Origin of the sequence: Paraburkholderia sabiae, from assembly GCF_030412785.1 — a bacterium.
Taxonomy (GTDB): domain Bacteria; phylum Pseudomonadota; class Gammaproteobacteria; order Burkholderiales; family Burkholderiaceae; genus Paraburkholderia; species Paraburkholderia sabiae.
Genome location: NZ_CP125298.1, coordinates 260,235 through 284,394, shown reverse-complemented (window position 1 = coordinate 284,394; position 24,160 = coordinate 260,235). Strand labels below are relative to the sequence as shown.

Below are 24,160 nucleotides of genomic sequence, written 5' to 3'. Positions count from 1 at the left end.
GAAACGCTGGAAGAATATTTTGGCTATGTTGTTGATGGCAACCCTGCTGGTCGTGGGGAAGAGCGCGACGGCCACGCCCGTACTGTGCTCGGCAGGCTATCAGGATTCGACGTGCGGCGCACCTGTTAGCCACGCAGCCATTCCGCAGACTCAGTGTTCGACAGGTGCTGGCTGGACAACTGTTTCTCCTGCTGTGTGGCAAGGTGCACAGTGGTCCGCCCCGCAATGTAACTACGCGCCCCCGCCATCGTGTCCGCCTGGCTATACCCAAGCCTCGTCGCCGTGGTGGACTGGCTCATCATGGGTACCTCCGACGTGCAATCCGCCTGCTCCTCCGCCATCGGATGACGCTGATCCTGTTGGCTTCTGCACGCCAAGGCTCGCGCAACCCGGATACTCGGGGCTTTTGGCTCAAGCGCCGCTGGTCTCCTGGCCAGAGTTGCTCACAGGAACTCAGAATAACCCGTACGAGGGGCAACTGGTATATGCATGGTACATGACGGGACCGACCTATTCCCTCACCTGCCGCGACACCAATGAATATCAAGGGTTGTGCTATTTCAGCAGCGTCGATCACCACTACTTGGGGTCTGCTATTGTGAAGTCCAACACCGGGAATGGCGGCAACTGCAACCACTAACCGGTTAGACCGCGAAGCTGCGTGAAAGAAAAAAGCCGACCGGGTCGCCCTGGTCGGCTTTTTTTCTTCGTTATGCCGGTCGATTAGCTCGCGCCGGTCGTAAAGTTCCACGTCTTGCTCAGCGCCTTGCCATCTCGTGCTCCGGAAAACGAAACCGTGTAGGTCGTATTTGCGGAGAGCGGAGCGAGAGGCAGCAGGATCGCGACGCCCGGATAAAACTTGTTGTTCACGTCGGCCGTTGCACCCGTCGAACCTGCCAGTGCGGCGCTCGATACGATGATACGCGCTGGCACCTGCGTACCGTTTGCTGCCGTCAGCGTGAAGTTGCTGACGGTCAGCACGTCACCAGGTGACGCAGCGTTGACGCGAACCATGATCGGACGGCCGGGGTTTGCGAGATCCGGAGCCGGGTTCGTTGTTTCAGGGGTCATCGCGAGTTCAACGCCCGTGTCGTTCGTCAACGGCGACACGGCCACGGCGTCCGTCGGCATTTGCTGGCCACCATAGATGTAGACCGCGTTAGCCTGCGGCGCGCCGACCACATTCGTCACTTCACCGAAATCGAGCGAGCAGGTGTAGTCGACATACGTGCCCGAGTTTTGCGTGAAGCCGATACCAATCTTTTCCACGCTACTCGTCAGATCCTGGAGGTGATACACCGTGTCGAGCAGACGGCTCAGGCAGTTCTTCGCATACGAAGCTGCGTCCGCTTGCGGGATGCCGCCGGCGACGTCCTCGGCGATCCATTCGGTAACCGGTGCGCCAGCCTTCTGAGCGCGGCTCAGTGCCGTGTCACCGTAATAATTAGGCAGCGACGACAGTTCATTGTGCGACAGGCCCGTGATAGCGCCCGTTCCGATGTTCGTGTTCAGGTACAGCGCGTGGGCTTGAGCCGCCGTGTCGAGCGTTGTGTCCTGGGCCAAGAGGCCGACACCCATCGAACTGCGGTACGCGTTCAGCTGCGAAAACGCTTGCGCCTGCATCGTTCCGCCCGTGTAGGTCGCGGGAGGGACGCTGGTTTGGAGATTGCCCCCGGTGTTGGCCGGAGGCGTGACGGGCGCAGTGGTGGTTGTCGGGCTTCCGCCGCCGCCACCACCGCACGCCGAGAGGGCGAGTGCAGCGGCAAAGGAAAGAGCGGTCAGTACATAAGGCTTCTTTTTCATCTTCTACTTCCTCGGAGTGGTGGTTGGCTGTGCCCTTTGCACAACCGTACTTTCATCTTATCGAGCGCATTTCGAAGTCAAGGCAGACACGCCTGACTTGCGCTCGTTATGGTTTACGGTCCGCGACGCATTGTAATGGCGGGTAAGGATCTGTCTGAACGCTTCGTTGTTAGCGCGCAACCGTTTGCTGGCGGCCGCGTGCGCTTCCTTTGCGGGCCTTGATGCGTAGTGCAACAAAAATACCAAGAAGCACAACGCCCGCTGCGACTGGCTGGGATTTCCCGATCGTTGGTAGCAACAGCGATCCGCCCCAAAGCACTATGAGAAAGGGCATAAGACGCTTGAATACCTTGCTGTCAACCATGACGGCAAGATAGCTGCTCTTACGGCGGCACGTTGCTGCGTATTGTTCGTTGGATCGCTCGAGATCGAAGCTTCCTGCGTCCTGCGCGGCCGAACGACCGGCAAGGTAATGGCGTTCGTATCGCTGGAAGCGGAAGTCGCCACGGCCTCGTAGCCAGGCCGCGACGCTATCGCTGAAGAGATGGGCGAAGTCTTGCATTTCAGTGCATGACGTCGGAGAAAAACTCGACCCCTCCGACGGCGTCAGCGATGCGTTCGCCGTCTGCTTCGGAGTGGAACGATCCCGTTTCTGGGTCACGCCAGCCGAATTGAGCGCGCCCGTCACGAGAAAAGACTACCCAACCAGCTTCTACAGGAAATGTCTCGGGCATGTCGGTCTCCTTCAATCAGATGGACGTTTTGCGCTTGCTCGCCTGGGCCTTCGTTGAAAGCAAATAGTTGCAGCCAGGGCAGGAAAAGTCTTTCGCCAGTTCGATCTTTCCTTCACTGTTCGAAAGCACGTAGTCCGTTGAGCAACCGCGGCACGCGGCGATCGTCAGGCGCGAGTCCATGGCCATCGATCGGGTCAAATGGTTAGCGCGATCGGCTGTGATCATCAGGTTCTTGCCGAACATCTTCGCCATGATGTCGTTCGCTGAGATCAACGACTGCGGGATGTTTCCGCCAGCAGCCAGGCCGTTTCGATACAACCAGACGTAGACGGTCGCCTGAAGCCGGCGCACGGCGTTATCGACGTACCAAGGCAGAGAATTTGCTCGGCAGCCGCAAGGCGAGCTCACACCGTGAATGTCCTTGTAGGTCGTCCGCGCCTTGTTCGGGTTCAGATTGAACAGGTCGATCGCGGTCGATGCACGGCATCCCTGCGCCATCATGAGACGCGCGTAGATTTCCTTGTCTTCACGCTCGAGGCGCAGATCTGTCCAGATGTGCTTATAGGGAAGGCTGTCGGTGCGAACTGGCGATGTGCGCATGAGATAGTGGGCAACCGTTTCTTCCGTCACCCATCCAGCTGCATATTCCATCCAGAAGTTCGGGTCGTCGAAGCGCCATCGGAACAGCGGGAAGCGGATGGAGCCGATCGCCTTTTCGAGACGGGCCATCGGCAATTGCCTGAGGTAGTTTGCAAGTTCAATCGAGACGCCAAGCAAAGGCACCGCGAGCATGTTCATGTGCAACACGTCCTTGATGAGTTGCACATATGCCTGGTTGTAGTGGTAAATGTCCCGGCTTGTGATCTGATCGAGGCGTGGCATGGCCTCCGTCAACGCCTCGACCTTCTGCGAGGACATCACGCCGTCGACGAAGGATTCCCAGTCGCGTGGATCGTCGAGAACCGGCGCGAGCGCCATGAACGGCATATTCATGAGAGTCGCCTTTGCACCGATGTACTTCTCGAACGTTTCCATGTCGGGCAGCGACAGGGCGAACACGTTCTCCATCTGACGGTGCGCCGCGAGCGCGCGGCGCATGAAGTCGGTCAGACCAAAATTGGCGCGCTGAATTTTTTCGACTAACCAGGCCGAAAGCAGAAGGTTGGTCGGCTCGCTTTGGCCGCGCATTTGTTTTTGCATGATTTTGTCTTTTTCTTGTTCACTCACGAGCGACGGAGCGTCGCTCACCCCGAGCACAGTTTGATCTAGTGCGCCTTGCGGTTCAGCGCAGCTTCAACTTCAGACAGCGTTTTGCGCATTGCTGCGCCGAGCGCTTCGAGTGTCGGGTTGTACTGTTCGGGGTTGCTGGACGCCTGAACTGCAAGCTGAACGGTAGCCATCTTTCCGGACACCTCGCCCCACGCGTTTGTGAGATCGTCAAGTGCGTTCTTTACTGCTGTGGCAGCCTCGCGTTCCGACTGCTGCGCCGCAACGTTGGCGCGGAGACTCTCGATCTCGTTTGAGAGTCCATCCTTTCGTTCTTCAAGCCTTCTCAACTCGACCATCGCATCCGCACAGGCGTCTGAGAGGTTCTTATAAGCGTCAGGGAGCTTTTCGACGGGAACTTCCACGCGCTCCGTTTTGGGTTTCGCCGCGCGCATCGCCATCAGTTCGGCGGTTGTCTCGGTAAGCGCCTTGTTTTTGGCCGCAAGTTCCTGCTCCAGCGCGGGATAGCCGGAGGACCGTTGCGCAAGCAATTCCTGCAGGTTCGCAATGCTTCTGTCCTGTTCGGCGAGGTTGCGCTCATGTCCCGCCAACTGCTCCATCAGATGGCGGTTTTCGCGCACGCTGACATCCAGTTGGAGCTTATTGTCCGCAAGCAGGCCTTCGAGGTTGTCCAGCTGCTTGTCGCGGTCAATGATCGCTTCGTCCTTGGACTGAAGCTCCTTGAGCATCGCCGCAACGTCTTCGCGGCCCATCTTGGGGTCTGCGTTCTTCTTTTCCTTAATGAGCTGGATCTGTTCGTCAGTCACTTCCGGAGTGGCCAGCAGATTGAGTTCGCCGAAGCTGAAGATCTTCACGGCCTCAGCATCGTCGGCAAATCTTTGATGGCAGCGCATGTAGTTGTAAGCGCTTGGGCGGGTGATACTCAGAGCCTCGTGGAAAAAGTCCAGGCAGAGCGACGCGCCTTTTCTTCGCGCCTTCATCGAGTCGCCGACCTTGCCGGTGTGGTGGGTGATCGCGGACTTCATCATTTGCGAAAGGTGTCCGCCCAGAATGACCAGTTCGGCGACCACTTTCGACCGCGATTCCGAAACGGACATCATGTGCTCGACGAGCTTTGCAATGAAGTCCGCCGATTCGGGGCCCGCCCCAAAAATCTTTTGTGCGGCGTTCGCGATGTTGTTGCGCGTGACGGCGTTTGGATCCTGCAAGCTGAATACGAGCTCGTCCAGCGGATCAAATTTCGTAACGTCATGCACGGCTGCTATTACAGGCGGCCTGCCTGCGAGCTTGATTTCCGTGCTGGATGTCTTGCTTGTTTGCATTGTTCTCTCCAACAGTTAAATACACGACCACCCCGGTCGTACAAACAACAGCCCTTTACTGCCAAGGGTGACCAGCTTGGGCGTTTGCGGCTATCGAGCGGCGTCGGAACGCAACGACGACTTCCTGACTCTTTCTTTTCTCTGCGGCGTCAGGCAGGTCGTTACATATGTAACGAAGATTAAGCTGATAAAAACCAGCCGATTCCTGGAAAGAGGGGGTTTTCGACTGCTCTTTTCTCTTTGATGCACCGGAATGCCGGCGGGCGTAATCGTTTAACGGTCACATATCGGAAACATTTAGTAGGAAATTCGAGGGTATAGTCTAGTTGACAAGGAAAAAATTACCTGCTCACGAGTGCCTTGTGGTCGCGCAGGTCGGTCTCGCTTCTTCGCACCAGCAGGGTCACGGCGGCCATCGCTTTCTGAACGTCGACGGGTCGCAGTCCGGCAAATGCCTCGCGTCTTGCGCGCAGCCATTGCGGCAGGTCGGCGAGGGTCAGCAGATCGGAGTGCAGTGCGGCATCCAGCGTTGCCAAGGGCGACGTGAAGAGGCCAGCACCCGTCACCGGCCAGACGGGCGGCAGGTTCAAGCGGAAAAATTCGATCTTCGTCCGGTTCTGCGCTATAGGGGACCGGCGATCTACCGCGCGCAGATCGGCGCCAACGCGTGTGAGCATGCCCTGCGCGGTCGATGGAGCGATCCTGCCTGACCAGTTCTTCGTCTCGAATACGAAGATTCCGAATGGAGTCACGGCGAGATGATCGATCTCGGCGGTCGGAAACGCTGTGCCTTGCGCATGCTCGATAATCAGCGGCGCACCCAGCAGGACGTAATCCGAACCGCAGAGCCATTCCAGCGTCTCTTTCAACTTTGCGTGCGCTGCTGCCTCGCCCTGTGCGCCCAGCGCTTCCGCGCGGCTCAAAGGCTTCAGCCCTTGCCGGGTGACGTTGGTGGGCTTCTTAAAGCGGCGGACTAACTGGTAGGCGACGCCTATCGCAAATGCTATCTCGAGGAACATCGCGGTGCCTTCGTCGGTGTTGAACTGGAAACGTCGGTTGTGAAGTCAAGGCGCCAGAAATTGCGAATTGGGATCGGACGCGAAAGAGCGTACGTTTTTCGCAGCTTTCCCGCACACGCTATGCGCGCAGAGCCGTAAATTTCAATTAACCACCGCGTTTCCTACGCATCGAAAACAGGCTCTGCGAGCCGCGCTTGCATCCCTGCCTCTCAAGTTCTCTCCCTTCGTTGATTGCTGTTTTCGCCACGGCTCGGCTAAGCCGTGACGAAAGCGTCTCTCCGCGCATCAGCTTTCCCTGCTCACCCGAGCATCGAAACCCCTCCAGCGCTGACCAGCCTGGACATCCCCTAGTGCGTTAATTTTTCTGGAGAGAAAAATGCCGAATCAGTTTGTTGCGAAAGCGACGCGCACGCCGCTGTCGTTCCTTCTTGTCTGTATCGGGTTGTATTTCGCGGCCCATTCGTTTTTTGCAACTCTGTTCGTTGGCTACATGGTGTTAGTGTGGATCAAGAAGTCGATCCGCGATGCGCATCGAGCAGATGTTGAGGCTAGCGATGCCAAGGCAACGCCAGCGGCCGCAACGCCTCAAGCAAAGCCTGACGAAAACGTGACCGCTACGGTTACGCCTATCAAACGACAGTACGCAAAGTCGCCTGTCGTTGCTCCTCTTAAAACGGGCACGGACGACAAGTCTGCTGGCCTGTAACGCATAGACGCCCATTTGGGGCGTCTATGCACCGTCACCCCAACGGGAACCCAACCCGTTGCGGGCTCATGGGTTCCCGTTCAACGGAGAAATCCCATGGAAAATGAAATTGCGGCATGGCAACTCGACATGTTCGGCGGAGCATCGCCGATCGTCGCGCCTCCACCGGCAAAGGTCGATCCGCTTCCCGATCCGCAGTTCTGGAGCGAGGGCGTGCGGGAGAAGATGGTCGACGCACTAATCAGTCTCGCGACCGACAGTCGTCGGGGTGACAACATGCCCGAATCGCTGATGGATTGCTGCACGCTGTTCAGCGAGCGACTCAGAAACAGAAAGAAGCTGGAGATGGAAGACTATCGCGCGACTCTCGGTTGGGTGATGGAATTTTGGGACGGTGCCTTGCCATACCGGTATGTCTGCCTCATAAATGGCGTCGACCCGGAGATCCTCCAGGACCTCATCATGAGCAATCCGCTGCTCAAGCGGGACATGGAAGACGTCCGTCATAGCTGTTTCGGCAGCCTGCTGTAGGAGATGTGATGACTACATCTACCTTCGGCCGGATGTTCGATGGCCTGTTTGGAGGCGCTGCGGAACCAACGCGCTCGGCAGCCCCTTCAGCGCCTTCGCAGCCGTCTCCCGTTGAAGTGGGGCGCGGCGCGGATAACGAGCGTCACGTTGTGATCGCCGGGCAGGCACGGCTCTTTCGCGATGAGGGCGACGTCGTTGTCCAGTTCCACCCGACATTCGACTACGAGCTGCGCGAGACATCAGTCGGTATGAAGCTGATACCGGCGCTAGAGCCGCACTGGGCTGTTCTGCGCGAGCACCAATGTTCGATGCTGGAAGCGATCGCAGAAGCGATCCGGTCCGCACGGGCAGACGTGACAGACGTGACAGACGACCCGATTGCCGACATCCCGGTAGCGAGCACTTCACAGCATGCCCATCCTGGTTCGCGTGGGCGCGCCGGAGCGAATGTCCAACCTGTCCCGTTAGTGATCGACAATGCACCGGCACTGGAGTCACCCCAAAAGACACCGCAGGCCCATCGATCTGAACGCCCGCACTACGGCAAGGTGAGAGAGTGGGGCGAGAAGGAGTTTCCGGATGGAAAACGCCCGGGGAAGACATATGTCTCCTTCTGCCTGACGCTTGAACAACGCGGAGGCCAGCACGTTCTGCAGGGCGAGGGACTGCGTGAAGCCATCGCCGAAGCGCGCTGCCATATTGGCGATCGTGTCGAGGTCCGGCGCCTTGGCAAAACCAAGGTTCCAGCCGTTGGCAATGATGGTCGGCCCAAGCTCGATGCGTCGGGTGCCCAGATTCTTTGGGACAAGTGGCTGTGGTCTATCACGAAGAAGTGATCGGCTCTCGGCACTGATCCCGAAGACTCTCACCATCGATCCTGTATCACCTCACCTTCGTTGCTCCGACCTTCCCTGCGGGGGGCGGTCAGAGCGACGAAGGCGAGATCTTCCCACTTCTTCAATCCGATCATCCTTGCTGAAAAAAGCCGTTCGATCCGGTGCGCGCCTCGCGTTCCTGGACGGCTTTTTTGAGCAACGGTTTTACCGCCTTTTCGAAGGCATCGACCTCAACCACACCACAACCTGGAGTGACAAATGTTTGATAAAGATATCAAGCCGCCTCCCAAGCTGTCCCCGGAGCAGTGGATTGCGTTGCTCCAGAAGTATGGAGTGCCCGCAAGTTCACTGACGGGAAAGGGATCGCCTTGCCCAATTTGCGGCGGTAACGACCGCTTCACTTATGACAATCGACGCGGCCGCGGCGACTGGGTTTGCCGGAAATGCAATGGCGGTGATCGCAAAGCCGGTGACGGCTTCGAACTGATCTGCAAAAGCGCGGAAATCCCTTTCTGGAAACTGATGCTCGAGCTCAACGGAGGTCTACCTGCTGTCGTGTCAATCGACGCTGGCAGGAAGTCCGCGCCGGCTCCTGGCCGAAAGGCAGACCCGGCATGGGCGCAAAAGCGGCTCGATTCGATGTGGGAAAAGGCCGTTGCAAATGGTCGCGACGATCTTGTTTCCCGCTACCTGCGCTCGCGCGTTCCCGGTCTTGCCGTTGCGCCGTCGTCTGCGTTACGGCTCGGCATGCTCGAGTATCGCCATGAGAAGAAGGTGCTCGGCGAGTGGCCCGGGATTGTTGCCCGGTTCATCTTGCCCGACGGCCGGCTTGGCACGCTGCACCGAACTTTCCTCGATCGGTCGAAGCCCGCGAAGGCGACGATCATCACTAACGATGGTGAAGTCCTGCCGTCGAAGATGAACGACGTCACCGTGAACAAGCTCAACGGCGGCGCAGTCCGGCTGATGGAGCCTGTGAACGGCGAAATCGGAGTAGGAGAGGGCCTAGAGACAGTGCTCGCCGCGCACATGATGTTCGGCGTGCCAGTCTGGTACTGCCTGAACAGAAACCTTCTTTCGGATTTCGTTGTGCCGGAAGGCCTCGGCATCCGCGTTGTGCATATTTTCGCGGACTTCGATGTGGTCGATCCCAAGACGCGCAAGTCGCCCGGGATGGATTCGGCGCTGATTCTCGCGAAGAGGCTTCGAGCGGAAGGGTACACGGTGATCATTCATCGGCCCAAGGTGCGAGGGACCGATTTCGCAGACGAGTGGTTGGCGTCCAACACCGCGCCGCGTGCTCTCGTCGCTCCTCCTTGGAGCGGGCAGGGAGCGTCAGGCGCTGCATGTTTGATTGAACGCGGGCATCCCCGCTGAAGTGTTGTTTCTTAAACCGCCCGGTGGGGATTCGTCCCCATCGGGGCCGCAATCCGTCGGGCTTTTTCAATGGAGAAAAGCATGTTCACGATGATTGTTGGCCGGTTTGAGATCGTTGCAACGTCGGGCGTCAAAAACGGCTCAGTACGCGTCGGTAAGTCGGAAGCGATCGCCTACGATGTGATCGACCGTCACCAGCGAGGCAACGTCAAGCCTGAGAAGGTCGGTGTCGATCTTGATGATGCATGGTTCTACTGCATTCGCCATCAGGCGCGCGCGCAAGGCGTTTCGTTATTGCATTAACCAACCCCATAAAGAAAAACCCGGCTTGCCGGGTTTTTTTTCGTCCGCAGGAAAGGCGGGCAGGTACAACACTAATCGATGGCTTTGTAGCGGAGGACAGCCCTCACCACGAAAAAGAGGAAAAGCAGGATGGGGCGCATCAGACCCATTGCCCAGATGCCACCAAGGCCGCTCACCAGAAAGAGTCCAACCGTGAAATCGCATTTAGGGAGCAACACGTCGACGAACATGATCGCAAACAGGGCAACGGAGATGACCACTCGACGACCGGCAGGCGAGAGGCTCATAAACCTTTCAAACATGATCGCCTCCTTTGCGAAACCATGCATTGAGCACACCACGGAAATGATAAGCGGACTCCAACGCAGCGAGCGTCGCTGCGGCGAGAAGCCAGAAGCGCGCGGCACGCGTCCAATCGGCCTGCGCGAGTGCGTTGAAGAGTTCCACAGTGTGACTCCGTTAGGTTGAGGCTCTGGCAGCGAAGTGCTGAACAGCCGATGACCTATCTTCGCAAATACTACGCGAAGTCAAGTTCGCCGGCCGTGATCAGAATTGCGCGAACTGGTCAGCAATCGCGTCCGTGTCAAACCGTCTCCCGTTGCCCGCGCTGCTCGCATCGGTAGAAGGCGTGGTTGCCGTCTCGCGCCTGGCGATCGGATCGGGATGGGATTGGAGATCCGGCTTGCTCGCGGCCGCGTTCGTCTGCATGTCACGGCTGCCGTACTGAGCTGTGAGCCCAGGCATCGCTACGGGCGGCAGTTCGATCGCCGGAATAGGATCCCCAGCCGAATGGCTGCGATCACCGCTGAGAGCTGCCCTCGCTAGCGCTCTGATGGCGCCAGCACGCACGCGCGGATTGTCGAACCGCATGATGTAGGCATACAGATCAGGGTCGGTCGCTTCGTTGAGCGTCACCTTGACCAGCGTGACCTCATTCATGCGGCGACTCCCATCGTCTTGCGCTCACGTGCGAGCGTCGATTCACCGACGATCAGGAAGCCTTTCGCGTTTGCGTAGCAGGGCGCGTCAAGGACGTCGAGCTGAACGCGCGGGAAAGCAGCGCGGATCGCCGGTTCGTACAGGCCTGCACCGCCGCCGGTGAGGACGATCGAGCGAAGGTCAGCTGTGCGACCAACCCTGTTCTGCATTTCCTTGACCGTGGAATTGACGACTGCCTGTGACTGGTCGAGAAAGGGAACGAGGTCGATATCCTTGCCATAGAACAGCATGGGCTTCTTCTCGCGCAGGCACTTGTCGATGCGTTCGATATCGTCGACCGGTTCACCTTCCTGCTTGGCAATCAAGGAAGCGATGCTCTTGTAGACATGCGATGCGCCGCCCGGTGCGCCGCCACTGCGGCGATCGTTCATTGTGAAGCCATGCGCAACGACCCAGTCAGTCGTGAAATAGCCGACGTCGATCACGAGATGGGCATTCTCGCGATCGAACCGGCTGCCGCCGTATTCAGAGAATGACACGAGGGAGCCGAGCGGCTGGGGGACGACTTTGACGGAGCCTACCTTGACCGGGCCGTGGCCGAAGTTCAGGGTGCCGGTGAACGCGTCGCGCAGATGCGCAGAATACTTCGTGATGCTATGGACGGGTAGCCCGAGCACCATGCGCTCGACCTCCGTCACCCCTGCGAAATAGAGTGAGCCGCCGAGAAGTGCCGCATAGTTGGGCGTGAGGCAGAAGTCTTCCGACAAGGTACGCCCTGCGTTGCCATATGCCGAAGACAGTTCGACACCGGGCCCTATCTCGTACGTTGCGCCGTCGACCTCGATGGGCGCGACCTTGCGTGCATGCAGCACGCCTTGGCCGAAGCCCGACACCGCGTCGCTTACTGCAATAGGCGCCAGAGACGGGAACATCTGGGTCGCAATGTCAGAACCCATGCGGAATGCGCTTTTGGTGTTTCCATATCCGACGTCGACTGCAAAAACCGATACTTTCATTTGCTCTCTCCAGAGTTGTTAGATCAAGTCACGTTGCTTGGGCCAAGCTTGGGCCATGTTTGACCCGAAGTTGAATAAAGGGCTATGGCGAATATGGCATTGGGTCCAAGCTTGGCCCGAGCCACTTTCAACGCTTCGCCAGATAGCTTCCTTGGAGTTCCGGTTGGCCCGTATTCGGACCAACCTTGGGCCAAAGCTCCTTGTGACGTTCCAACTCTAGCGACTTGGGAATGAAGTCAAGGAATCAAAGCTCGCAACATTTACGCAGCTTTCGCGGCACCGCGTGTCAAGCGACCCCGTTAATCTCCACGTACCCACCGCGCGAACTGCGCATCGACCTTGAGTTTCATCATTGAAGGGAATCGCTATGCCTGGCGAAATCCCCTTCTGTCACAGGCCGCAATCTGATGCGGCCTTTTTCTGATTCAAATCAAAAGCAATCCGGCGCAATTTGAGGACACCGGACACGCGATATCCATTGGGTTAGCGGGCGGTTTTGCCCGAATTTGCAATTTGAGCGGAAGTTCGGGCGGACAGTCGGACAGTCTGGACGCCAGAACGAACTACGCTCAAAGAGCATGGACACACCCTTTCAGCACACGAAGCTGGGACTCGTTACATGAAGCCCGACCTACTACTGCGGCGAATGAACGGACTTGGGGGTGGGGGTATGTGCACGCCAGTTAAGGCGAGCATGTCCCTGTACGGAAGACGAACGGTAGGCGCAGCCGGAGACAAAAATGCGCAAAAGGAATTACCGGGGCAGGATGGCCACAGCGGCGCGGGTCGAGAGACGGGCGCCCACGGCACGCGGAAGCGCGTCGGAGGCCGGCACGGTAGCCGTAGCTGCGGCATAGCCGGGTTCGCGGAGCGAAGACGCTTCGGGCCCGACCAGCGGGAAGCGGCGGATGCAATCAACGACGATGGACTCTGCAAAGGCAGATCCGGTTCGCGGATGCGCAACGCAGCACTTCTGGTGGCAGGGATCACGCGCAAGCGCGGTGTCTGGCAGCAGGCAGCAGACGGACAGTCGATGCACGTTTCTTCCACGTGCGGGGCTGATCGAATGGAATCGCTAAAGGACAGGAAGGCAGGGCCCGGCGGGGTTACGCAACGCGCGGTGCGCCACACTGGCTCGGGGGATAGGCTCCCTAGGTTCCGGACGCTGCGAGACGAAAAAGTGCGGAGTAAAGGGGCGGGAGTATCGCCTCGTAGAAGCATCCGCGTTTGCACTGAATATAGGGAGACCGACGATGGCAGCGATATTGAATGTACGCGCAGTGCTGCGCGACTACCGTCTGCCTGCGGATTTCAAGGCCGCACTGGAAGAGCTGTTCCTGAACAATGTAGACCGCGTCCATAGCCGTACCAGAATCAGCGCCAAGCCGCTGTCGATCAAGACGCAGACCTACCGAACGCAGCAGATTTGCCGTTCGTTCGGGGAACTGAGGCAGAACGGGTATGCGCTTCAATCGCCGTATGCGCTCAAGCAGAAGCATGTTCAGGCTCTGGTTAATCTGTGGATCAAAGCGGGCCTGAGCGGCGGCTCGATTGAGAACAAGCTCACCTATCTGCGGGCGCTTGCTGGATGGATGAAAAAGCCGAATCTTGTTGGCACACTTGCCGATTATGCGGATCGCGAGTCGAGCAACCTCGTGCGGTCGTATGTGGCTCTCGAGGACAAGTCGTGGGACGGGAACGGTATTGACGCCGCTGCAAAGATCGAAGAGATCGCCATGACTGAGCCATACGTCGCGATCCAGCTCAAGCTTCAGGCAGCATTCGGCCTGCGGGTCGAAGAAAGTTTTCTCCTAAGGCCGGCCGAGGCAGTACGCGATGATGGCATGCTTGGTGTCACGCGTGGCACCAAGGGCGGGCGCGATCGCGTTGTGCCGATTGAATTCAAGCTGGCCGTCCTCGAAGAAGCAGCGCATCTTGCCAACCCGTATACCGGATCGATGATCCCGCACGGCGTGACAAAACAGCAGTGGAAGAACCGCTACTACCGCGTCCTCGAAAAACACGGCGTGATCAATTCCGGGATCGGTGTCACCAGCCACGGTTTGCGGCATCAATTTCTGCAGCAGATGTATGAACGGCTGACGGGTGTACCGGCCCCGATCAAGCAATCGGCCGGACGCGTCGATCGGGAGGCGCACGCCGAAGCAATGCAGCGTGTGGTCGAGGCTGCTGGACACAGTCGCAGGACAAAGGCGAACGCTTACCTCTCAACGCATAACGCGCTCGCTGCAACGAAGACCCGAAAGATGACGAGGGAGATGGCCGAGAAAGCTGTTGACGACGCAAAGGGGATTAAGAGTCAGGCCGCCGCCGCCCTGGGCATTTCGCGCCAGGCGCTGTATCGACTTCTGGAGAAAGTGTGACGCCCGCGAGAAGTACGTCGCTCACAGTCACGTGGCCAAGGCAGAACTGTAGCCACAAAACGGTCGACGTGCTTAGGTGGCTACAGTTTCGGCTCGCAAGAAACGTTGAGAAATCAACGAGTTGAAAATTTCGTGGTCGCGAAGTGCCCATTACACGTTATGGGCACTCAGGGGTCCGCGCAGCCCCGGGCGGGCAGCTTCGCGCGTCAATCAGGGGTTTCCTGCGGCATCGACAGGATGCTCACATAACGGCTCGACCGGACGTGTCCACATCACGTCCGAAGCGTGGCCGCTAGTGATTTAGCGGGTGTCACGACGGCACCACCACGCCGTTTCCGTCCGTGCTGCCCTAGACAGCGCACGGCCTACTCAGCGAAACAGCCAATCGAGCGCGGGGCTGGTCAAAGCGTGATAGGTAAAGATGATACCGAGTGCGAATACCGTCGCAATCTCGGGCATGAGCTCTGTGCGGTGGCGAAAGGCAGCGCGGATATAGTCGATGGGTGACATGCGTTTTCTCCAGTGGCTGGCCTCACCAACGGGAGAGACCTGGAACCAGTATGGCGCCGCCTGCGTAAAGTCAAGTCACCAACGATTGCGTTCAGGCAGATCGTCTACAGCGAGCGAAACGCGGGTCTCGAAAGGGCATTCCTCGTCGCCGCCGGTCGCGAGAATTCGCGGGAACTGTACCGATGCCACACCATCGATGTAGACGAAGCGGGCGAGCTGCTGAAGTGTGCGGTAGCGTGCGGCGTCCATCAGCACTGGTTCGACTGGCCAGAAATCGCGGGCGGTGATTTTTCCGTCGATGATTTTTTGTGCAAGCGCAGCGAAGATCGGACCACGCGTTTCCCAATCCTCGTTGGTTCGGGCCAGAAGGTCGAGGATATAAGGCACGTCGACGGGCGAAATCTCCTTGCGGACGAGGTCCAGCAAGTCGCCTTTTGTGGCTGCCGGCCGGTTCAGACGCTGATTCCAGACCTTGCCAGCCTTATCCAGCGCGGCGTGCTTGTCGTCGCCGATGGGAAACCATGGTGTCTGCATCCCGCAGTCTTCGCAGCAGATGCAGCAGACGGATTCGGTTGGTCGATCCGAAGGTGGTCGCGGCTCGAAGTCGTCCATGATCAGCGCACGGCCGGCGTTGCTGCCGAGTTGAGACCAGTCCGTCAACGGTTTGGATTGCTGGTTGATTACGCGTTGGGACCATCCGAAAGCCCAATTGCCGCCGCAATGGTCGCAGGGGAATAGTTCGTCAGTCATTGCGTTTTTTCGGTCGAGATCTGTAACGCTATTGTAAATCGATGCGTCTTTCTGCTCGTGATAATCGCACAAAACTGCTAGAAATCGGTCATCGCGAACGCTCAAATCAGAGAGCGCGAGTGTCGACGACCTTGTTATAGCTCTCGTGACTGAGTAGCTCGAGCGGAGCAAGCGTGTTCGCATCAAACATCAGACGATACGATCGCCCGACAGGAACCGACACCAGTTGTCCCTTGGAGGACTTGATCGGCTTTCCTTTGAGCGCGAACGGATGCGTACCGTCTTGCACCTGTAATAGCAGACCGCGTGCCTCTCTCTGAACGGCAACCAGATGATCTACGCAGGAAAGGTCGATGGGGTCCATGCTGGCAGCGCGTGTCTTTTCGGATCGTTTGCTTTCGCGCGCGGCGCGTGCATTTTCTTGGGTTCTCGCGAGCATGGCACACGCGTGGCAATACTTGCCCTTGCCGGTGTGGCCGCAGTCGAACGTGCGCTTCATGAGGAAATGCTCCTGTGATAGAAAGTAGAGTCCTATTCGATCACGGCAGCAGGTCGCGTCAAGGCGCGTCTGGTGCCGTTTTTCGTGCTCTTTCGGTCTCGACGCGCTGGTCGAGTTCGCGAGACAGTTCGAGAATGCGTGCGTCCGCTCTCGAAACGCGGTCTTCAAACCGATCGATCTGGGCCACTGCGAGTGCGTACTGGTCAGCGAGCATCCTGAGCGCCCAGAACGGCGTGAGCGACGCGCCGCAGTCGCGGCAGGTCACAATGCCTCCGTGCGTATCCAGTTTGATGTGGTGGTGCGAGCATTCGCCTGGACGATGCTTGCGATCGTCCGTAGTGACGCGCGCACGCGAAAAAGGGATAACGGAACCGGTGTTGTCGCCCATCAGGTGTTGCCACTCAAGAATGCAGCGCGATGCGGTCTGTCGCGATGCACCACCTAAGCAGCTACGGCAGCATCAGGCGCGAACAGGATTCGCGAGATGGATTCGTCGCGCCGGTAGTGATATTCAATGGAGTCGAGATACTGACGAAACGCGCTCGTGTCGGTCGGGATGCACGGGACGTTTCCCCTGACAAAGCGGACGTCGGAAGGCGGGTGCGCGTGACGGTCGATTGCAGTGAGAGCAGTGACGTCGCGCAACCACCAGCGATTCCAGCGAGTGGTGAAGGCGAGCCAGCCTTGCGTTGCCGCATCTAGTTCATCCCATGACGCCTGGAAGTCCAGGATCGCGCCGAGCGAACTGAAGAACACCATGCGAATGTTCGTGTCGTCGGCAGTGGCCGCGACGATCTGTTTGCGCCGCTCGTCGACGGGATCGGTCGAGCTTGCCATACAGAGTGCCGGATAGCTTACGTGCCAGTCTGCGTCGCACGGAATCGCGCGCTGCAGGAAAAAAGAATTGGATGTCATTTGTGATCCTCCAAAGAGTGCGTTCGGTCGCACAAACGTATCCGGCAAAGATGCGGAGTCAAGTCGCGGCAGGCAGGACCACAGCAGAGAGAGGCGCGGGCGGCACCCATTCGACGCACGGTTCGTCCCCTTGGGCATAGAGCGATTGCTTCTGCGCTTTTCGGGCACGGTAGGTGTCGTTCGACTCCATGCCATAGACCTCTATTGCCGTCGCCGGCGTGGTATCGATCAGGCGGAAGTCCGGGAGCATGACGTCGCCGTCGGTCAGCCGCATCGGCTTGACGAAGCGGCGGTGCTCTTCAACCAGACGGTTGGCCATCGCGACCTCGTAGCTTGAGTCGCAAGGAATGAACGAACTGTTGCAAAGTTGAAGGGCAAGATCGATCACGCGAAGATTTCCGTCCTTCGTCCGCTCAAGCAAAAGCACCGCGACGATCCGGGCCTCCGGTTTGCCGATCATCGGCCACGCGTGCCGGTAGGAGGCGGCGGTCTTCTCGATGAGATCTTTCGACGCGAAGAACGTCTCGAACGTCTGGCGGATCTTCACGACAAAGCCGTACTTCGACTGATCGATCGTCTTGACCTCGGCGATCACGACACCTCGCTCAGAGCCCGTTTTCGAAGTCTTGATGCGACTGAGAAAGGAGTCAAGCTCGGCCTTCAAGGTCGCCTGGTCAGCTTCCTCGAATCGGCGCATCACATGCAGAACGTCCTGAATCGGCTTGCCATTCATCTTTCCTTCGCCGAGCAGCGCCAGTAATTGCGCGTTGCATGTGCCCCAGTTGCGTTGCGGGCCTCCTTTCCACTGGTTGAGGCCAGAGTCCATCCAGATCCGATTGAGAAAACCCAGCAGCGGTGCCGAACGACGTGTATTGGAACGGGTGGTTTCGGTGCTGGGCGTACGGGTCACCGTAGCGACTGTGCGTACCGATAGCGAAACATCGAGCTTCGCGTTCAGGCCTGTGGGCGTGTTTCGGATCGCGTCGTGCGCGCGCCCGGGTGATTCTTCGAGAGGACCTTGCTCTGCAAAGAAGGCGCACCCGTGACGGTCGTGCAGATGGCCTTCGTCGGGCCAGCGCGCGAGATGAAAGAGTGCGCCATAGCGACGCACGACAAGGCGCAACGGCTTGCCGGGAATCGATGGCCGGCAGCAGCACACCGCATATCCCGGGACTTTTTTCGCCCGTTCTAGCCGCGTGGCGAATCGTGCCGGATTGTCCTGTATCTCTTCGAGAGGAATGGTCAATCCGTCGAACGCTATGTGTGCCATGTCAGTTCCGTTGTGAGGTTGTCCTGTTACCACGTCCGATCGCCATGCACGACCGCGCGCGTGCCCATGAGCTTGCTGACCTCACGCACGGCTGATGTGAACTGCTCGCGATGCGCATGTGTCGGAAACCGCGCGGTAATGCTTTTCAGGACGCCGGGCGCAACGTAGTCACGTTGCTCAACGTGGCCGTCTCCAATGAGGGCATCGAGCCAGCTGTCGGGCATACCCATCGACGGCTTCGCGCCAGCGCGGGTGCCTCTGGGGTCCAGGGTATGGTCGAAGAATTCCACGTAAATAGTCGTCATGACTGCTCGCTGGCGGGGTGTCGCAGGGTATCGGCTTGTCGTGGAGCGCGCCCCAACGGCACAATCCGCTCAATCGATGCGGCGTCGTGGACGAGACGGGAGCCGCCGATCGCCTGGAACTCGAGAAACGTTATGCCTTCGACGTCGATCTGCCGGATGAACATACGTTCAAGTAGCAGGCCGGGAAAGTAGCCGTCGGACAGGGGAATACCGCGCGTCAGGACGCGATAGAACGTCGACGGCCGCAGGCTGCTGATTTCATCGGGAGCTATCACGGCGCGCTTCGGCGGCGATTCGCCCGGTAGGCTTCGTATAGAGAGATTCCAGCCAATGCCGCCGCGAACGCGTTGAAAAGCGTGAGAACCAGCAGAATCGCGGATCTCCTGTCGTTGGTGCGCAACTCCAGCGCGCGTGCCTGCTCGGCCTGCGCCAGGTGGGTGCGTTGCGCTTCCAGTGAATCGGCCAATGCCTGTTCCGAGCTGATCCCGTGACGCGCAAGAACGCCGCTGCGCACTGTGTCCGGAATGTCCTTCAGGGCATCGTGAACGCCATTGAGTTCCGCGACGATCGCAGTATTGGTGATGACGTCGGCAGCCGCACCCCGCGGCTTCAACTGCAGGCCTGCGAGTCCGATCGAACCCACCGACGAGGCAACGGCGAGGGCAAGGATGGATAGCGTGGCTCGGTGACTAAGTTTCATCGTTGGCGGTGTCCAGTGCCGCGTTCGCAGGCGTTACGCGTATTTTCCGGCTGCAACCAGAGGGACGGCTGCGCAAAAGACGCAGGAAATCGCTCGCCTTTGCCCGCTGCGCTGGCTCTCGCATTTCGCGAAAAATGAAAGTTGAACGTAATTGCATCGGCTGAAAGACATACCAAAAACGTGACCATTCTTCTGGATTAGCCATTACGTGTAATAGAAGCTTGGCCGGCTGGGGTGTCACTCACGCTCGCATGAAGGAGTCGGTGGTCGATGCTGACCGATTCGTAGTCACCCCAGATGGGGACGTTGCGCCGTGCCGGTGGAGATGTCTTATCCACAACCTTGTGCACAGAAATTGTGGACAACGCTCGCGGGCCGCAAAGAAGAGGCATGTCGAAAACGTCGTCATTCGAGCCCGTTGCCTCGCTGTGAAGCCAGTATCGTTCACGCATCACACGCGCATATGCGCATCGACTGACCGCGCTTCGGCGCATTCATACGACGTCCGCACTCGCGGCACGTTCTTCAACCCAGACGGGACCACTCCCGCTCTGGTGCGGTGTCCCCGTCGCATTCCCACAGGGATACCCTATGTACACAGCACTGGTTCGGCAGTTCAAGGATGCACAGAACAAGGCAGCGGCTGCCTATCTCGAAGTCGCCGCGGTGGAAGAGGCCTTGTTTCCGCGCGGCGGCGAGCAATACGTCTACCGCGCGACCGAGTCGAGAGCCGACTACAAGACGGAGCGCGAGCTTTCGGACTTCTGCGGCCGACTCGCGCACGTTCTGGTGACCAAGGCGATCGCGCAGTTTTCGCCACCGGGCGGGCGACTGGAGATCAACGAAGACAAGGAGCTCGAAAACGCTTCGGTGGACATTCGCGGCGCACTCAGAGCTGGCGAATGTCCTGATTTCGATGCCTTCTGGTCGCACCTCGAACGCACATTCAGCGGCGATGCCGGCAAGCGGATCGGTCTGATTCAGGCCGCGAAGCTGCTCATCGATGGATTCGGGATTCGTCCGAATTCGGAGATAAAGCGGACGACCAGCGCGATCGTGCTCGAAGGCCGGATCTGGAGTGAGGCGTGTTTCCGTTCAAGTCTGCGCAAGGCGACCTATAACAGCCAGTCGACGGTCGCCGGATTGATGCGCGGTCTCGCAGCGTTCGCGTCTCACGCTGGTTTCGATGCCTTGGCCTCCGTGCTGGCGCACGGCCGACTCCTTGATTACGAGTATGAGACTCGGGAGAAGGTCTCGTTTCAGGGCCTCGATATCGTGATGTTCAACGAGAAGTGGCAGTTCAAGTTTTCCCATCAGGTCGGTGACGCGCTCTCACTGTTCATCAGCGAGTTCGGCGCCGACTATCTCGCAACGCGCGATCGGTACTGATTCCGTCACGCATTTCTTTACGACCCGCTTCGGCGGGTCTTTTCATTTGAGGATGCAATTCATGCAGAGAGATCTGTTTTCTTTTGAGGCAGACTGGTACGCGCCGCTGCGCACGATTCTCAGTCTCGGCTCGCAGGCGGCACCTGTTGCGCATCAAGGTGAGCTGGCGGCTGCGCGACGTCTGCATCTGGGGCAATTCTTCACCCCGGATGCGATCGCCGCCTTCATGTGGAGCTTTGTGAGCGGCTGGAAGCTCAATCGCCGTATCCGTGTTCTGGACAACTCGGTGGGATCGGGTCGCTTGCTGCAGTTCGCGGATCCCGAGCGACACGCGGTATACGGCGTCGATGTGCATGCCGACGTGATCGCGCGGTGCCAGAAGGTATTCGAGGACGCGGGGTTTGAATGCGAATTCAAGCTCGCCGGTATGGAGGACATCCAGCCGGTGAGCTTCGATCTCGCGATCATCAATCCGCCTTTTTCAATTCACCTCGAATCGCCGCATCTGAAGCCGCTGGCGTGCACGACGTGGGGCCGATATGGCGCCAACACCAGTGCGCTCAGTCACGACTACGCCGTCCATCAGGCGCTCGATGCGGCCGACATCGTGGTCGCGCTGCTGCCAATCACAACGGCAGAGGCGATGATCGCGGGCGAGCAGGGTGACGGCTTGCGAAGACGCGCGGCCGGCCTGTTCGAATTGCCAGCCGATGCGTTCAGATCCGAGGGCGCGAACGTGCGAACCGCGGTAGTGGTGTTTGACCGGTACCGCGATCGTCCGTCGGATTTCGTGCGGGATGTCGTCAGCGATCTCGGCGCTCCCGCACCGAACCTCAAGCTGCATTTCGATGATCGCGGTTTCGGCCAACCCCGGCTGCGTTTCCAGAAGCTCGATGACAGCGTTCCCGTCATCACACGTCCGGTCACAGGCGACAAGTCGGTTGTGATCTCGCACGATGGTCGCCGCATCCGGCTCAGGTTCGCCTGCGGCTTCAACGAGGCGATGGTGCTCAACAGCGTGTACGTTGATCGCATCTACTCGCGTGACGGCCACCGGTTGCCACGTGGCTTTCGATACGCGGGGCAGGGGCTGCTCGATCTGGAGACGTACTTGATGCAGGATGATCCGCGTGCGGCGCTCGACGGGCTGTTGGACCGCATCCGCGGTGTCGGAGGAGAACCCCAGTTTGGACCGGGCTTTCTGAAGCACTTCGTACGCCGCGCGAGACGAAGCGTGCGACAGGCGACACCCTTGCGACATGTAGCGTGGACGACGGGTGCGGGATCATCGGATCACGTCAGCGGCACAGCGCGCGAGACTCACAAGGTCGATGCGTCGCTCTGGGCGAGTCCGTTGGTGAAAGCTGGAGACACCGTCAGCTTTGACCGTGAGGGTGACGGCCGGTATCGCTACGTGCTCAAGGGCGCGACGTACTACCTGTCTGTCGATGAGTTGAACGCGCGGTTTGCGATCGACAACGTTTCGGAAGGGTGGGAAGTCGTGCACGAAGGGCTGTCGGTGCGCTTTCCGGAGCAGGCCGCAGCTATACGCTCGATGGTCGAAGTGTTGGGTATCGATCAATGGCTGGACTGGGGTTTCCAGACGGACGATCTGATCGAAACCTTGCTGAAGCCGTCGGGCTGCGTGATTGCGTGGGAGCAGGGTTGTGGGAAATCGCGGCTCACGATCGCGCTGATCCTCCTCTCAGGGGTGATGCACGGTCTAATCGTTGTTGAGTCCCGTCTGATCGACGAGATGATGACTGAAATCGCGACGCTGCCAATCAGCATGGATGACGTGAAAGTCATTACCTGCGGTGCGGACCTGAACGATCTGCGACGGTTCAACCTGATCTCGTATGAGCGGTTACGCATGCCTGTCGACAAGGCCGTATCGACGCGCGTCACGTACGCGCATCGGCTGAGAAGACGCATCGGCCTCCTGGTAGCCGATGAAGGCGAGCGGCTGGCTAATCCGACGAGCGATCAGAGCCGCGCGCTCTGGCAGCTTTCCGCGCGACGCCGCTACGTGCTGACGGGCAGTCCGATTCCGAATTATCCGCGCGACGCCTTCGGTCTCATCGCGTTTTCAGGTGGCGATGGAACGGCGGCCCAGCCGTATGGGTACCGGCGTGGCTATCTGGAGGAGAACTGGATCAACACCGTCGAGTATGCGATGCGCGGTGTTGACCGTTTCCGGGATGACTTCGTCGTGCTGGAGTGGGTGACGTGGCAGTTTGCGGAGAGCCTGCAGGAAGGGGCAAAACGCGAGGTGCCAAAGATCGGCAATCTGCACGGCTACCGCGCGATGCTGGCGCCGCATATCAAGCGCCGACTCGTCGCCGAACCGGAGGTCGCGAAGTACATCAGGATCGATCCGCCGGAGTTCGAGGTGGAAACGGTCGACTGGGATCGCGGTCATCTGGCTTCGTATCTGCGTGCGGCTGACGAGTTTGCTGACTGGTATCGATCGTCGCGAGACGACCGGAAAGCATGCAATCTCGTCACGATCCTCGCGCGGATTCGTGCGGTGCACTTCGCCGCCAACTATCCGCAGTACGGGATGGAAGGCGTCGATCGGATCGGTGGCCTGACGAGCAAGCAGCGCGCAGTCATTTCGCGCATGCGTGAGATCGCGGCGGAAGGCAAGCAGGCGATCGTGTTCGCAGAGAACCCGGGCGTGCTGGATCTGCTTGCGCGGGAGCTTAAGTCGCACGGCGTGGAGTCAGTTCCTTTCCACGGCGAAATTCCGATCAAGCGCCGCGTGGCCGACAAGGACAAGCGGTTTCTGACCGGGCTGGCGACGGGGCTGATGGCAACCAAGGCGTCGGGCCGCGCGGGCTACAACCTGCCGAATGCCGACTACATCCTTTTCTATGACCGGTCGTGGACATGGCGCATCGAGTATCAGGCGATGCGGCGCGCGCTGCGCTGGAACCGGAAGGGGACGTTGAAGGTGCTGTATTTCCATCTCCCTGGAAGTATCGACGAGTATCAGGACCAGATGGTGGCGCACAAGCGAGACGCGACACAGGCTGGACTGGACTGGGCGACGCCGGAGCTCGAGGACGAGACGTTCCTGCATATGGATTCGCTGCTGGACCGTTTTGTTGATGACCTCGCATTGCTCTCTGACCGCACGGGCAGTGACATGCGCAAACTTCTGAAGGAGGCGGCATGAAGGAATCGAAAGTGTCTGTTCTTGTGGGCGAAGGTGTGGTGACGGTCAAGCGGGAAGGATCGAACCGCGCCGTGCTGGCCAACGTTCTCGGCACGGTCGAGGTGGACGGCGTTGAGGTGTTGTGTCTCGATCGGCTCGTGCATTCGGCCCACGAACAGCAGTTCGGCGAATGGGCGCTTTCAGGGGCAGTAACGACCCTGCTTTCGCGCCCGCGAAAAGAGCAGGCAGCCGCTACTTCGCATTGAGTGGAAGCGGCGTCCGGCAGGACGCGCGCACCGTACTTTTGAACAAACCCGGCTTCGCGCCGGGTTTTTTTCTGCCTATGCAAAAGAGACGGCGTTTACGCGAGCTTTGCGAAATTAGACGCACGAGCGCGGCGGTATCGTTGCGTCATTACCCGCGTCTCTGACGCATCGACCTGGCCGATTGATTCCGGCCTATGTT

At 59.0% G+C, this 24,160-nt stretch carries 28 protein-coding genes; 9 read left to right on the top strand and 19 right to left on the bottom strand.

Going from position 1 to position 24,160, the window contains the following annotated elements:
- Positions 1–723 precede the first annotated feature (723 nt).
- The 6 genes from QEN71_RS44050 to QEN71_RS44025 form a co-directional block, all read right to left on the bottom strand.
- Positions 724–1,803 carry a CAP domain-containing protein gene (locus QEN71_RS44050; RefSeq protein WP_201657593.1) on the bottom strand — a complete coding sequence of 360 codons (1,080 nt, stop codon included), beginning with the start codon at positions 1,801–1,803 and terminating at the stop codon, positions 724–726.
- A gap of 169 nt (positions 1,804–1,972) precedes the next feature.
- Positions 1,973–2,365 (bottom strand): hypothetical protein, encoded by a 393-nt coding sequence (locus QEN71_RS44045; RefSeq protein ID WP_201657596.1) that lies wholly within the window; start codon positions 2,363–2,365, stop codon positions 1,973–1,975.
- 1 nt (position 2,366) lies between these two features.
- The gene (locus QEN71_RS44040) at positions 2,367–2,537 is read right to left on the bottom strand and encodes a hypothetical protein (protein WP_201657599.1); all 171 of its coding nucleotides are present in this window, start codon (positions 2,535–2,537) and stop codon (positions 2,367–2,369) included.
- Positions 2,538–2,552: 15 nt separating this feature from the next.
- Complete coding sequence (locus QEN71_RS44035) at positions 2,553–3,785, bottom strand: FlhC family transcriptional regulator (protein WP_233472045.1); 1,233 nt, start codon at positions 3,783–3,785, stop codon at positions 2,553–2,555.
- Positions 3,786–3,802: 17 nt separating this feature from the next.
- Entirely contained in the window at positions 3,803–5,086 is a 1,284-nt protein-coding gene (locus QEN71_RS44030) for a hypothetical protein (RefSeq protein WP_201657602.1), read from the bottom strand.
- A 341-nt stretch (positions 5,087–5,427) separates the two neighbouring features.
- Positions 5,428–6,105 (bottom strand): nuclease-related domain-containing protein, encoded by a 678-nt coding sequence (locus tag QEN71_RS44025; protein ID WP_201657605.1) that lies wholly within the window; start codon positions 6,103–6,105, stop codon positions 5,428–5,430.
- Between the two features lie 376 nt (positions 6,106–6,481).
- Between QEN71_RS44025 and QEN71_RS44020 the strand changes: the two genes are divergently transcribed.
- The 5 genes from QEN71_RS44020 to QEN71_RS44000 all read left to right on the top strand — a co-directional run bounded on the left by QEN71_RS44020 (position 6,482) and on the right by QEN71_RS44000 (position 9,858).
- On the top strand, positions 6,482–6,811 hold the full coding sequence (locus QEN71_RS44020; protein WP_201657608.1) for a hypothetical protein: 330 nt from the start codon (positions 6,482–6,484) through the stop codon (positions 6,809–6,811).
- Positions 6,812–6,907: 96 nt separating this feature from the next.
- A complete protein-coding gene (locus QEN71_RS44015; protein ID WP_201657611.1) occupies positions 6,908–7,342 on the top strand; it encodes a hypothetical protein in 435 nt (144 codons plus the stop codon).
- Positions 7,343–7,350: 8 nt separating this feature from the next.
- Positions 7,351–8,178, top strand: coding sequence for a hypothetical protein (locus tag QEN71_RS44010; RefSeq protein ID WP_201657614.1), 828 nt, complete (start codon positions 7,351–7,353; stop codon positions 8,176–8,178).
- A gap of 258 nt (positions 8,179–8,436) precedes the next feature.
- A complete protein-coding gene (locus QEN71_RS44005; protein WP_201657617.1) occupies positions 8,437–9,555 on the top strand; it encodes a primase-helicase zinc-binding domain-containing protein in 1,119 nt (372 codons plus the stop codon).
- Between the two features lie 81 nt (positions 9,556–9,636).
- Entirely contained in the window at positions 9,637–9,858 is a 222-nt protein-coding gene (locus QEN71_RS44000; protein WP_201657620.1) for a hypothetical protein, read from the top strand.
- 71 nt (positions 9,859–9,929) lie between these two features.
- Here QEN71_RS44000 and QEN71_RS43995 read toward each other — a convergent pair whose 3' ends face one another.
- The 4 genes from QEN71_RS43995 to QEN71_RS43980 all read right to left on the bottom strand — a co-directional run bounded on the left by QEN71_RS43995 (position 9,930) and on the right by QEN71_RS43980 (position 11,813).
- On the bottom strand, positions 9,930–10,160 hold the full coding sequence (locus QEN71_RS43995; RefSeq protein ID WP_201657623.1) for a hypothetical protein: 231 nt from the start codon (positions 10,158–10,160) through the stop codon (positions 9,930–9,932).
- Positions 10,153–10,305, bottom strand: coding sequence for a hypothetical protein (locus tag QEN71_RS43990; RefSeq protein ID WP_201657626.1), 153 nt, complete (start codon positions 10,303–10,305; stop codon positions 10,153–10,155). Before QEN71_RS43990 ends, QEN71_RS43995 begins: the two co-directional genes overlap by 8 nt.
- A gap of 99 nt (positions 10,306–10,404) precedes the next feature.
- Positions 10,405–10,797, bottom strand: coding sequence for a hypothetical protein (locus QEN71_RS43985; RefSeq protein ID WP_201657629.1), 393 nt, complete (start codon positions 10,795–10,797; stop codon positions 10,405–10,407).
- Positions 10,794–11,813: a PRTRC system protein D gene (locus tag QEN71_RS43980; RefSeq protein ID WP_201657632.1), complete on the bottom strand. Its 1,020-nt coding sequence runs from the start codon at positions 11,811–11,813 to the stop codon at positions 10,794–10,796. Before QEN71_RS43980 ends, QEN71_RS43985 begins: the two co-directional genes overlap by 4 nt.
- Before the next feature lie 1,253 nt (positions 11,814–13,066).
- On the opposite strand from QEN71_RS43980, the gene QEN71_RS43975 reads away from it, so the two are divergent.
- Positions 13,067–14,197 (top strand): integrase domain-containing protein, encoded by a 1,131-nt coding sequence (locus tag QEN71_RS43975; protein ID WP_201657635.1) that lies wholly within the window; start codon positions 13,067–13,069, stop codon positions 14,195–14,197.
- A 369-nt stretch (positions 14,198–14,566) separates the two neighbouring features.
- On the opposite strand, the gene QEN71_RS43970 is transcribed toward QEN71_RS43975, so the two are convergent.
- From QEN71_RS43970 to QEN71_RS43930, 9 genes are all read right to left on the bottom strand, one after another.
- Complete coding sequence (locus QEN71_RS43970) at positions 14,567–14,707, bottom strand: hypothetical protein (protein WP_201657638.1); 141 nt, start codon at positions 14,705–14,707, stop codon at positions 14,567–14,569.
- A 75-nt stretch (positions 14,708–14,782) separates the two neighbouring features.
- Positions 14,783–15,457 carry a Lar family restriction alleviation protein gene (locus tag QEN71_RS43965; protein ID WP_201657641.1) on the bottom strand — a complete coding sequence of 225 codons (675 nt, stop codon included), beginning with the start codon at positions 15,455–15,457 and terminating at the stop codon, positions 14,783–14,785.
- Positions 15,458–15,563: 106 nt separating this feature from the next.
- Complete coding sequence (locus QEN71_RS43960) at positions 15,564–15,956, bottom strand: DUF7682 family zinc-binding protein (RefSeq protein ID WP_201657644.1); 393 nt, start codon at positions 15,954–15,956, stop codon at positions 15,564–15,566.
- 58 nt (positions 15,957–16,014) lie between these two features.
- Complete coding sequence (locus tag QEN71_RS43955) at positions 16,015–16,344, bottom strand: hypothetical protein (protein ID WP_201657647.1); 330 nt, start codon at positions 16,342–16,344, stop codon at positions 16,015–16,017.
- Positions 16,345–16,397: 53 nt separating this feature from the next.
- Positions 16,398–16,871, bottom strand: coding sequence for a hypothetical protein (locus QEN71_RS43950; RefSeq protein WP_233472046.1), 474 nt, complete (start codon positions 16,869–16,871; stop codon positions 16,398–16,400).
- A 58-nt stretch (positions 16,872–16,929) separates the two neighbouring features.
- The gene (locus QEN71_RS43945) at positions 16,930–18,141 is read right to left on the bottom strand and encodes a DUF1173 family protein (RefSeq protein ID WP_201657650.1); all 1,212 of its coding nucleotides are present in this window, start codon (positions 18,139–18,141) and stop codon (positions 16,930–16,932) included.
- Between the two features lie 26 nt (positions 18,142–18,167).
- Positions 18,168–18,446, bottom strand: coding sequence for a hypothetical protein (locus QEN71_RS43940; RefSeq protein ID WP_201657653.1), 279 nt, complete (start codon positions 18,444–18,446; stop codon positions 18,168–18,170).
- On the bottom strand, positions 18,443–18,721 hold the full coding sequence (locus QEN71_RS43935; protein WP_201657656.1) for a hypothetical protein: 279 nt from the start codon (positions 18,719–18,721) through the stop codon (positions 18,443–18,445). The genes QEN71_RS43940 and QEN71_RS43935 overlap by 4 nt, the downstream gene beginning before the upstream one ends.
- Positions 18,718–19,089 carry a hypothetical protein gene (locus QEN71_RS43930; RefSeq protein WP_201657659.1) on the bottom strand — a complete coding sequence of 124 codons (372 nt, stop codon included), beginning with the start codon at positions 19,087–19,089 and terminating at the stop codon, positions 18,718–18,720. Before QEN71_RS43930 ends, QEN71_RS43935 begins: the two co-directional genes overlap by 4 nt.
- Positions 19,090–19,737: 648 nt before the next feature.
- Between QEN71_RS43930 and QEN71_RS43925 the strand changes: the two genes are divergently transcribed.
- The 3 genes from QEN71_RS43925 (at position 19,738) to QEN71_RS43915 (ending at position 23,961) form a co-directional block, all read left to right on the top strand.
- Positions 19,738–20,535, top strand: a complete 798-nt coding sequence (locus QEN71_RS43925) for a hypothetical protein (RefSeq protein ID WP_201657662.1) — start codon at positions 19,738–19,740, stop codon at positions 20,533–20,535.
- A gap of 61 nt (positions 20,536–20,596) precedes the next feature.
- The gene (locus tag QEN71_RS43920) at positions 20,597–23,716 is read left to right on the top strand and encodes an SNF2-related protein (RefSeq protein ID WP_201657665.1); all 3,120 of its coding nucleotides are present in this window, start codon (positions 20,597–20,599) and stop codon (positions 23,714–23,716) included.
- Positions 23,713–23,961 carry a hypothetical protein gene (locus QEN71_RS43915; protein ID WP_201657667.1) on the top strand — a complete coding sequence of 83 codons (249 nt, stop codon included), beginning with the start codon at positions 23,713–23,715 and terminating at the stop codon, positions 23,959–23,961. The genes QEN71_RS43920 and QEN71_RS43915 overlap by 4 nt, the downstream gene beginning before the upstream one ends.
- Positions 23,962–24,160 lie beyond the last annotated feature (199 nt).